The following is a 9,074-nucleotide window of genomic DNA, read 5'->3' as shown; positions in this document are numbered from 1 at the left end:
TGTTCTTCCCTAGACAAGAAGATCATCGACCAAGGGCTGTTTCCGTGATCGGTCAGGGTCCCTACAGGACCCTCGGAGGTTAAAGATCAAGTTAGCGGTGGCCAGGGGCCGCGGCGATAACGCCCCGTGTCGGCGCGTTGCTCCGACCGACCACGCCCGCCGGGCCCCAGGATCGGCAGCCTGCCGCCGCAGCGTAGTCGACGGTATGCCGGCCACCGCCGCGCATACCGAGTGGTCCCCACCTGGTCCCCGGGCGCTGACACGCTAGGCGACCCGGGAGTGGCCCTCCCTGTACCCGAGGTACAACGACACGGCGACCGGGCCAGGACCTGAGCCCGTCAGCCTTGACGAAGCTGTGGGAGTAACGCCGGCCTTTACAAACCGTACGTACGTATTGCTAAGCTCACCGAGTGCTCCCGCCCCCTGGCAACGCCCGGATCCTGATCTTTGCGCACTTCGTGAACACCTTCGGCAACGGCGCCTATCTCACGACCAGCGCCCTGTTCCTCACGAGGTCGGTTGGGCTCAGCCCAGCGCAGGTGGCGCTGGGCTTGGCAGTCGCCGCCGGGGTCGGCATGGCCCTCAGCACCCCGATGGGGTACGTCGCCGACCGATACGGCGCCAAGCACGTGATGCTCGGCACGCTGCTGCTGCTCGCGGTCGCCTACGCCGGGCTGATCGCCGTCCGCGGCGTCTGGTCGTTCACCCTGCTGGCCAGCGTCATCGCGGTGTGCGAGACGTGCGCGAAGAGCGCCAATGGCGCGATGGTGGCCACCGCGGTCCCGCCCGAGCAGCGGTTGCGGCTGCGGGCATACCTGCGCTCGGCCAACAACGCGGGTATCGGGCTGGGCGCGCTGGCCGGCAGCCTGCCCCTGCTGCTGGACACCCGCGCCGGGTACATGGCGATGTTGCTGGGCAACACGGCCACCTTCCTGTTGGCCGCGACGGTCTTGACCCGAGTCCGCCCGGCGGCGCCGATCCCTGCACGCCCGGGCGACCAGCCGCGCCTGATCGCCCTGCGCGACCAGCCGTTCCTCAGCTTCGCCTTGGTGGACGGACTGGTCGCGAGCCTCTACAACGAGATGCTCAGCTTCGCCTTGCCGCTCTGGCTCGCGCTGCGCGCCCACGCGCCACTGTGGCTGGTCTCGGCGACCCTGCTGATCAACACGACGGGTTGCGTGCTCTTCCAGGTGTGGGCCGCCAGGGGCGCCGACGGGCCCGCGAGCGGGGCCCAAGTCGGCCGGCGCGGAGCACTTGTCGTCGCCGGCTCCTGTGTCCTGTTCGGCCTGACCGCCGACCTGCCGGTCTGGCTCAGCTGCGTGGCGGTGCTGGTTGCGGCGGCCGTGCACGTCCTCGGCGAACTGTTCCTGTCGACCGGCACCTGGGCGGTCGTCTTCGGTCTCGCGCCGGATTGGGCGCAGGGGCAGTACCAGGGTGCCTATCTCACCGGCCGCCAGATCGGCAACATGGTGACCCCACCGCTGCTGACCGCGCTCGTCATCGGCGGAGGCGGGCCGGGGTGGCTGGCGGTCGGCGCCATCTTCGTGGTCGCCGGGCTGGCTTACCCGAGGCTCGTCGGCTGGGGCATCCGCACCCGGGCCGTCGCCGTACCCGCTGGGGTCCATCTTTGATGGAAGCGAATCGAAGCGGCTGTGACAACCCCGTTCTTTCTGTAGGGCACGCGCGAATGGAGGAAGACCATGAACAACGTCACCGAATTCAGGAACATCTCCCCGACCACCCTCGCCGACATCCTCGGACGCGAGTAGGTCATGACTATCGGCATTCGCCCTCTCTGGCCCTCGATCCGGCGAGTTGCTGGCGCGGCGTTCACCGTGCGCTGCAGGGCCCCTGCAAAGTCGTGAGGATGTCCGGCTTGATCCGCTTGGTGTAGACGCGCCCTTGCTGGTGGTAGCAGGGCGGGCATGATTCGTTCAGATGATCATCGAGGTTCTCTACGCCTTGTTGATCGTCCGAATTGAGTCATGCCCGCCCTGCCATCATCGCTGATCTCGTCTGTGTCCGCCGCGCCGGCTGTCACCGTGCCCGAAACCGCTGCTGGACTGCCCGCAGCGCTGGCTGACCTGCCGGATCCCCGTGCCCGCCGCGGTGTCCGGCACCGGCTGACAGTCGTGGTGACCGCGGCGGTCTGTGCCGTGGTGGCCGGCTACCGCTCGTACACCGCGATCGCCGAGTGGGTCGCCGACGTCCCGGCCGCGACCGCGCTCGCGCTGGGCATCGCCCCGGACCGGCGCCCGTCGGAGGCGATGATCCGGCGGTTGTTGCAGTCCCTGGACCCGGACCTGCTCACCGCGGCCGTCAACGGCTGGCTCGCCAGCCGGACCATAGCCACACCGCCGGCGGGCAGGCGGGCGATCGCGGTCGACGGCAAAGCCCTGCGCGGCTCCCGCACCACCAGCACTGCGGCCCGGCACGTCCTGGCCGCCTGCGACCAGGCCACCGGAGTGGTCCTGGCCAGCACCGACGTCGACGGCAAGACCAACGAGATCACCCGCTTCGCACCGCTGCTGGACCAGATCGGCGACCTCCGCGACACCGTGATCACCGTCGACGCCCTGCACTGTCAACGCGACCACGTCGCCTACCTGGCCGAACGCGGCGCCCACTGGATCCTGACCGTCAAAGGCAACCAGCCCGGCCTGCACGCCCAACTCACAGGCCTGCCCTGGCGAGCCGTCCCCGACGCCACCCGCGACACCGACCGCGGCCACGGCCGCCGCGAAATCCGCACCTGCAAGATTCTGACGATCTCCACCGGCATCGAGTTCCCACACGCCGCCCAGGCCCTGCAGATCCGCCGCCGCAGACGCCGCCTCGACCAGCCGAAACGCTTCACCACCGAGACCGTCTACGCCATCACCGACCTACGCGTGCACCAGGCCAGCCCGGCCCAGCTGGCCGGCTGGATCCGCGGTCACTGGTCGATCGAGAACAAGGTCCACTGGGTCCGCGACGTCACCTACGACGAAGACCGATCCCCGATCCGCACCGGCACTGGACCCCAGGTCATGGCAGCCCTACGCAACGCCGCCATCGGCGCACTACGCATCGCCGGCATCACCAACATCGCCGCCGCCAACCGGCATCACGCCCGCGACAGCATCCGACCCCTGGCCCTACTCGGCATCACCTGACGACTTGGCCGGGGCCCTGAAGGGCCGGCTAATCAATCACGGCCCGCAAGCCGTCGCATTGGAGCATGTTGACCTTCCAGCAACGGTCCCGCGACCATACACCAGCCCCAGCAGCGTCGCAATGACACCGCTGTGCCGGGCACCACTTACGTGCGCTGCCGTTTGGCCACGGAATAACCATTCTCAACGGTCACTCACGGGGCCATGGTTCGCGGCCCACCGGCATCCCGACCGTCCTTTGTTCGGCACCGCTCCATCGCGTCGGTACGACGGCGAGGCAGCCGAGGTGTTCGCCGGTCGGATGCACACCGACGGCGGACCCGGCGGGTTCGCCGCCGAGGCCGAGGCCGAGGCCGAGGCCGCGGTACAAGCGGTCGATCCGGCGCACGGTTCGGCGTGGTCCGAATTCGATCGACAGGATGATCGAGCGGGTTCTACGGTCGCGCGATGCGCCCTGGAGAGATCGTCGTCGCTGTCGAGCAGGTACGCGCCCTGATCGACGAGCAGTTCCCCGAATGGTCGGACCTGCCGGTCGTTCCGCAGCCGTTGAACGGCACCGACAACGCGCTGTTCCGGCTGGGTGATTCCCTGACGGCACGGCTGCCGCGGGCGCAGTGGGCGGTCGACCAGGTGGCGACCGACGCGACCTGGCTGCCGCGGCTGGCGCCGCATCTTCCGGTGCCGGTGCCGGTGCCGGTCGCGGTCGGCCGGCCGGGCGGGGACTATCCGTGGCCGTGGACGGTCGTCCCGTGGCTGGACGGGCGCAATCCGGAAGCCGGGCAGGACCTCGTCGACCTCGCCGTCGACCTCGCCGGCTTCGTGCGCGCGATGATCGCGATCGACCCGATGGGCGGGCCGGTCAAGGAGGGGATTCAGCGCGGCGTACCTCTGGTGCAGCGGGACGAGCTGACCCGCCGGTCGATCGCGGCGCTGGGCGACCGGATCGACGGGCGGGCGGTGACCGCGGCGTGGGACGAGGCGATGGCGGCGGACGAGTGGCCCGGACCGCCGGTATGGCTGCACGGTGATCTCCTGGAAGGCAACCTGCTGGTCGACCGGGGCAGGCTCACCGGGGTGATCGACTTCGGCGGTCTCGGCCGCGGCGATCCGGCGGTCGAGGTGCGGCCGGGCTGGAGCCTGTTCGATGCCCCCGCGCGGGCCGCCTACCGGGAGGCGCTCGGGTTCGACGAGGCGACCTGGGTGCGCGGGTGGGCCTGGATGCTGTCGGGCTCGCTCTACTGGCTGGCGGACCTGTGGGACTCGATCAGCGAGGACGACCGCGAGGACACGATCCGCTACATCGACTACATCGTGCATCACCGCCACGACTGACCTGCGGTGCCCAGTACCCGACCCCTGGCCCTACTCGGCATCACCTGACGACTTTGCCGGGGCCCTGCCGTGCGCTGCCCTCCGGGTGACAACCTCATGCTGCATGCGGCGATCTATCGCGCGGAACCTGGCCCGATCATCGTCGTCGAAGCGGGTGACGTGGACTACGCGGTTGCCGGAGGAAACGTATGTGCCGCCGCTCAACGTCGAGGGATCGCTGCATTCGTGGTGGACGGGGTGATCCGTGACCTCGCCGACGTGGGGCTTTCCCGTCTTTGCCAGGGGAGTCATCCCTATCCCAGGGACCAAGGCAGCCGTTGAGCCGCTCAATGGCCAGGTACGGTGCGGCGGTGTGAACGCGAGCCCCGGCGACATAGTGGTGGCCAACGAAGAGGGCATTGTGGTCACGCCCAACGCTCGCCAGGAGCAGGTGCTCCTCGGCGCTAAGGAAAAGTTGGCCAAGAAGGCCGACGAATCCCTCGACGCATGGGAGAAGGCGCATCGCGCCCGCATCAACAAGATCCTGCGCGACACGGGCTTCGAACACTGAGCCTTTCCGTACAACGTGGTGATCACGGTCTGTGACGATCTTGGGTGTCCTATCACGACACGCCGACGTGGTGGGCTGCAACAGATATGAGTGAAGCTCCCGTATGAAGAGGGTCTCTGCCGAGAGATCAACTTCACAAGGAGCTTCACGTGAGTGCCAGTGTCGCATACCAAGCCGTGCTGCCCGTACGACTGCAGACCGTGGTGTTCGTCTGCCGCCTTCTGACCGCCGAGCGGGCCCGTCGGGGCACCCGCACCGGAACCCGCAAGCTGGACTGCTTCACCCAGGCGGTGCTGATCCTTCGCTGGTTCCTCGACGGCACGCGGCTGCGGCAACTGGCCACCGACAACACCATCGGCAAGTCAACGGCGTACGCCTACCTGCATGAGGGCATCGAGGTGATCGCGGCGCAGGCGCCCAGCCTGGCTGGTGCACTCCTGGCGGCCAAGATGGCCGGCCACCCGCACGTGATTATCGACGGCACGCTGATCGGGACCGACCGCTGCCAGACCCCCGGCCCGACCCCCGGAGTCGACCTGTGGTGGTCGGGCAAACACGACAACCACGGCGGCAACGTGCAAGTACTCACCGCACCCGACGGATGGCCACTGTGGACCTCCGACGTACGCCCCGGCCGCGAACACGGCACCACCTGCCTGCGCGCCCACACCGAACTATTGCCGTCCATCCAGGCCTGGGTCAGCGAGGACCTGGCCACGCTGGGCGACCTGGGTTACGAAGGCGAAGCCGACACGATCACCGTGCCGATCAAGAAGCCACAGGGCGGCAAGCTCACCGAGGATCAGAAGGCTCACAACCGTGACCACAGCCGCAAACGCGGACCGGGTGAACGCGGAAACTCCCTGCTCAAGATGACCTTCAAGGCACTGCGCAACGTCAGCGTCAACCCGTGGGACATCGGCGACATCACCCGCGCGGCGCTCGTGCTCCTGCACATCGAATACGGACGAACCACATGATCACGAACCGTCACCGAGGCGTTTGCTCGGAATAGCTCACTGCGTCGCGGCCCACAGAACTCGTCGTGTTGATCTAGGGTGATGCGATGACCGCCAAGCCCGTGACGACAGTACTGTTCGACTTCGCCTGGACTCTGTTTGCCAGCGACTCGGAGCGCTGGGTGGGCAACGCGGCGGCATCGATCGACCGGACAGTGGCTGCCGGCGAGGCGCACCGTATTGCTGGCGACTTCGCGGAACTGTTGCGGGAGACGGCCACGGATCCGGCCCACATCGCCCGAGATCTGGATCCGCGAGTCTGGGATCGGGCGATCCTCGCCGTGCTGGAACAGATTCCTGGGGTGGACCAGGCGCTGGCATCGGTCTTGCACGAAACACGCGCCGAAGCGATCGAGCCGTACGCCGACACCGTCGCCACCCTGTCCGCATTGCGTGATAGCGGTGTTCGCATCGGCGTCGTCAGCAACGTCGGCTGGGACATCCGCAAATGCTTTGCGCGACACGGGCTCGACGGCTATGTCGATGCGTTCGTACTGTCCTACGAGGTCGGCTTCGTCAAACCGGACCCTCGGATCTGGGGCGCCGCCCTCGAAGCCCTCCATGCCGCACCGGGCCAGACCCTGATGGTCGGTGATCATCCCGCCGGCGACGGCGGATCGGTTTCCGCCGGCATACCAGCGATGATCCTGCCAATGGTGGATTCGCCCGCGCAGAAACGCGGCTTCGAATACGTGCTCAGGCTTGCCCAGGTTCCGTCCTGACAGGTCTGTCGCTGGCACTCACGTGAAGCTCCTTGTGAAGTTGATCTCTCGGCAGAGACCTTCTTCATACGGGAGCTTCACTCATATCTGTTGCAGCCGACCACGTCGGCGTGTCGTGATAGGACACCAAAGACCGTCACAGACCGTGATCATCACGTTGCGCGGAAAGGCTCACTGATCGACGGGGGCGCTGCCGCGCACAGCGCGACCACGTAGTTGCGCCCGACGGTGGCCGCCTCCGTCACTGCCAGTTCCAGGGCGTTCGCGGATCCGCTCAAGGTCACGCTCCGCAGCGGCAAGACCCGTCCGTACGGCCAGAACATCCAGGGGCTCGTTGATCGCATGTCGGACCTCAGCGTTACGGACGGCTGACTTCGGGTCATGGCCCTTCCCGGCAGGGGCGACGGGCCGGCGTACGTTGAGGGAATCGTCCGGGTTGTGAGCGTGGCGCCTATGCTCGGCGACGACGGTGACGGTCTCGGCTGCGAGGCGTGACCGCGGCGTCGGGTCGGCGACGACGCCCTTGTCCTGCGCCAACCCGGCCCGACAGACTAGCAGTGGCGGGGGCTGGACCGTCCACTGGAGGCGGCGATGGTGAACCGGATATGGGTCGGAACAGCGCTGATCCTGCTCGGTCTGGTGGACTTGCTGGCGGGATGGAGCATCGACCAGAACGGTGGCAATTCCGGGGTCCTGGCTGCGACGTCGGTGCTCGCGTTGGCCGCCGGAGCGCTGCTCGTTGCATGGAGCGGTGGGGAGGTGGCGGTTCGGGCGACAGGCGGTCTACTCTTCGTGGCCGGCGTCGCCGTGGTCGTCACACACCATGAGGTGTGGTGGTGGCTACCAAGCGGCTGGGTCACCCCCGTCACCTTCGCAGCGCTGGCGGTCGCCCTGGTCGGCTTGGCCGTCCTGCTGCTGGCTTACGGATTCAGCTTGGCAGGGCTCAGCGGCGCGCTTGGCCTGTTCGCCCTGACCTGCCTCGGGTTCACGCGGCTTCCGTACATCGGAAGCACGAACGTGTCGGCGCTGCACGCGTGGGCCACCGCCCTCGGCGCGATGGCCCTCGCCTCGGCCACTGCGACTGTCGCCACGCGTCGATCGACCGTGCGCTGGCGCGCCACCACAGCTGTTGCCGGTGTCGTGGGAGCGGCGGTCACCCTCTACGCCGGCTCCGACTCCTATGAGGTGTACGCCTCGGACGGCCACCACGCCGCGGTCATCCTCGGTACAACCGTCGGCATGGTCGCCTGTCTCGCGTTCGCCGTGATCATTGGCAGGCGGAGATCGGTTCATGTCCCGCTGCCGGGCGGTCCCAGCGGACACGGAGGGTTGCCCGTTCCGGATATCCCGGAGCCGGCTTCGCCGACGCCGGACCCGGTTTCGGAGCCGGAATCTCTGTCGCCACGCCGAGAGAGCGTGACGCCGGCAGTGACACCGGGTCAAGGGACCGGAACCGCGACAGCCGCTACCGATACCCGCGCCGATCAACCCGCCGCGGCCCAGGCGTCGGCAGCAACGCCGCCTGCCGCCGCTGCGACCACACAGGTGCGCGATCGGCTACAGACCGCCTCGCTCGCTGTGGGCCTCGTGATTGGACTGACCACGATCCTGAAGGAGCTCGTCGCCGCAGCCCTGGCAATTGTCAGGTAAGCGAGGTCCGCCCTCGTCCGCCCTCGTCCGCTGGCGCCCGCACCGGTCGTCGCTCAGTTGGTCACCCAGAGGGCATGTGACGTGATCTACGCTGCCGCCGTGCGGGCGGTGTGGTTCATGTGGACGGGTGCGTTTCTCAGCCTGGCTAACATCGCGGCCGGTTGGAGCTGGGCCTTGGCTGACGCCGATCTTCGTGTTGGAACCTCCGCCCCCCAGGGGATCGACTGGAGCCAGGCGAGCGTGTGGTTGGGCGTGCCAGCCGCGGTGACGGTCGCCTTGACAACGGCCGCTATCCGTCGTTCGACGGCTCTGCTGTGGGCAGGTGCGGTCGCGATGGGAGTGCTATTCATCCCGTGTGGCTGGGCAGCGCTCATCGACCACGCGGCGACGGACGGGGCCAGCCTCGACTCATGGGCATTGGCCGCTCATCTGGTCGGCATCTTCCTCGCCCTGCCCACTGTGGTCACCGCGGGCTGGCTGCACTGCCGCGACAGCCGACGCTGAGGCCCACCGTGGCCGGCCGGCCCGGCCGACGCCGGCCGAAGGCCGCCAGCAGGCCGGGGCGGAGCCGGCGTGTTCGCACCCATCGTCTCAGTTGGTCGCGCAAGCTGAGCGCCCGGTCTGGACAATCAGCTTGGAAGGTGCC

Annotated in this window: 9 protein-coding genes and 1 pseudogene; 9 read left to right on the top strand and 1 reads right to left on the bottom strand. The window is 68.1% G+C overall.

Annotated elements, in window-relative coordinates; genetic code table 11:
- Window positions 1-410: 410 nt before the first annotated feature.
- From ACFYOS_RS34115 to ACFYOS_RS34085, 7 genes and pseudogenes are all read left to right on the top strand, one after another.
- Window positions 411-1,631 carry an MFS transporter gene (locus ACFYOS_RS34115; RefSeq protein WP_387150712.1) on the top strand — a complete coding sequence of 407 codons (1,221 nt, stop codon included), beginning with the start codon at window positions 411-413 and terminating at the stop codon, window positions 1,629-1,631.
- Window positions 1,632-2,042: 411 nt separating this feature from the next.
- Window positions 2,043-3,155: an ISAs1 family transposase gene (locus ACFYOS_RS34110; RefSeq protein ID WP_387150709.1), complete on the top strand. Its 1,113-nt coding sequence runs from the start codon at window positions 2,043-2,045 to the stop codon at window positions 3,153-3,155.
- Window positions 3,156-3,602: 447 nt separating this feature from the next.
- The gene (locus tag ACFYOS_RS34105; RefSeq protein WP_387150706.1) at window positions 3,603-4,487 is read left to right on the top strand and encodes an aminoglycoside phosphotransferase family protein; all 885 of its coding nucleotides are present in this window, start codon (window positions 3,603-3,605) and stop codon (window positions 4,485-4,487) included.
- 96 nt (window positions 4,488-4,583) lie between these two features.
- Window positions 4,584-4,833: pseudogene (locus ACFYOS_RS34100) on the top strand (RraA family protein); the annotation flags it as partial.
- A 6-nt stretch (window positions 4,834-4,839) separates the two neighbouring features.
- Window positions 4,840-5,037 (top strand): hypothetical protein, encoded by a 198-nt coding sequence (locus ACFYOS_RS34095; RefSeq protein ID WP_387150718.1) that lies wholly within the window; start codon window positions 4,840-4,842, stop codon window positions 5,035-5,037.
- Between the two features lie 176 nt (window positions 5,038-5,213).
- Complete coding sequence (locus ACFYOS_RS34090; RefSeq protein WP_387150716.1) at window positions 5,214-6,017, top strand: transposase family protein; 804 nt, start codon at window positions 5,214-5,216, stop codon at window positions 6,015-6,017.
- 86 nt (window positions 6,018-6,103) lie between these two features.
- Complete coding sequence (locus tag ACFYOS_RS34085; RefSeq protein WP_387150704.1) at window positions 6,104-6,778, top strand: HAD family hydrolase; 675 nt, start codon at window positions 6,104-6,106, stop codon at window positions 6,776-6,778.
- Between the two features lie 152 nt (window positions 6,779-6,930).
- Here the strand turns inward: ACFYOS_RS34085 and ACFYOS_RS34080 are convergent, their stop codons facing one another.
- Window positions 6,931-7,101 carry a hypothetical protein gene (locus tag ACFYOS_RS34080; RefSeq protein WP_387150701.1) on the bottom strand — a complete coding sequence of 57 codons (171 nt, stop codon included), beginning with the start codon at window positions 7,099-7,101 and terminating at the stop codon, window positions 6,931-6,933.
- A 268-nt stretch (window positions 7,102-7,369) separates the two neighbouring features.
- On the opposite strand from ACFYOS_RS34080, the gene ACFYOS_RS34075 reads away from it, so the two are divergent.
- Window positions 7,370-8,428, top strand: coding sequence for a hypothetical protein (locus ACFYOS_RS34075; protein WP_387150698.1), 1,059 nt, complete (start codon window positions 7,370-7,372; stop codon window positions 8,426-8,428).
- An 81-nt stretch (window positions 8,429-8,509) separates the two neighbouring features.
- Window positions 8,510-8,932, top strand: a complete 423-nt coding sequence (locus tag ACFYOS_RS34070) for a hypothetical protein (protein WP_387150695.1) — start codon at window positions 8,510-8,512, stop codon at window positions 8,930-8,932.
- Window positions 8,933-9,074 lie beyond the last annotated feature (142 nt).

Source organism: Micromonospora sp. NPDC005806 (assembly GCF_042871425.1).
Taxonomy (GTDB): domain Bacteria; phylum Actinomycetota; class Actinomycetes; order Mycobacteriales; family Micromonosporaceae; genus Micromonospora.
The sequence above is the reverse complement of the archived record's forward strand: the minus strand, read 5'-3'. Positions and strand labels throughout refer to the sequence as shown.

Coding starts and splice junctions, on each gene's coding strand:
- ACFYOS_RS34105 (WP_387150706.1), top strand. CDS start 3,603: ATGCGCCCTGGAGAGATCGTCGTCGCTGTCGAGCAGGTACGCGCCCTG.
- ACFYOS_RS34085 (WP_387150704.1), top strand. CDS start 6,104: ATGACCGCCAAGCCCGTGACGACAGTACTGTTCGACTTCGCCTGGACT.
- ACFYOS_RS34080 (WP_387150701.1), bottom strand. CDS start 7,101: ATGTTCTGGCCGTACGGACGGGTCTTGCCGCTGCGGAGCGTGACCTTG.
- ACFYOS_RS34075 (WP_387150698.1), top strand. CDS start 7,370: ATGGTGAACCGGATATGGGTCGGAACAGCGCTGATCCTGCTCGGTCTG.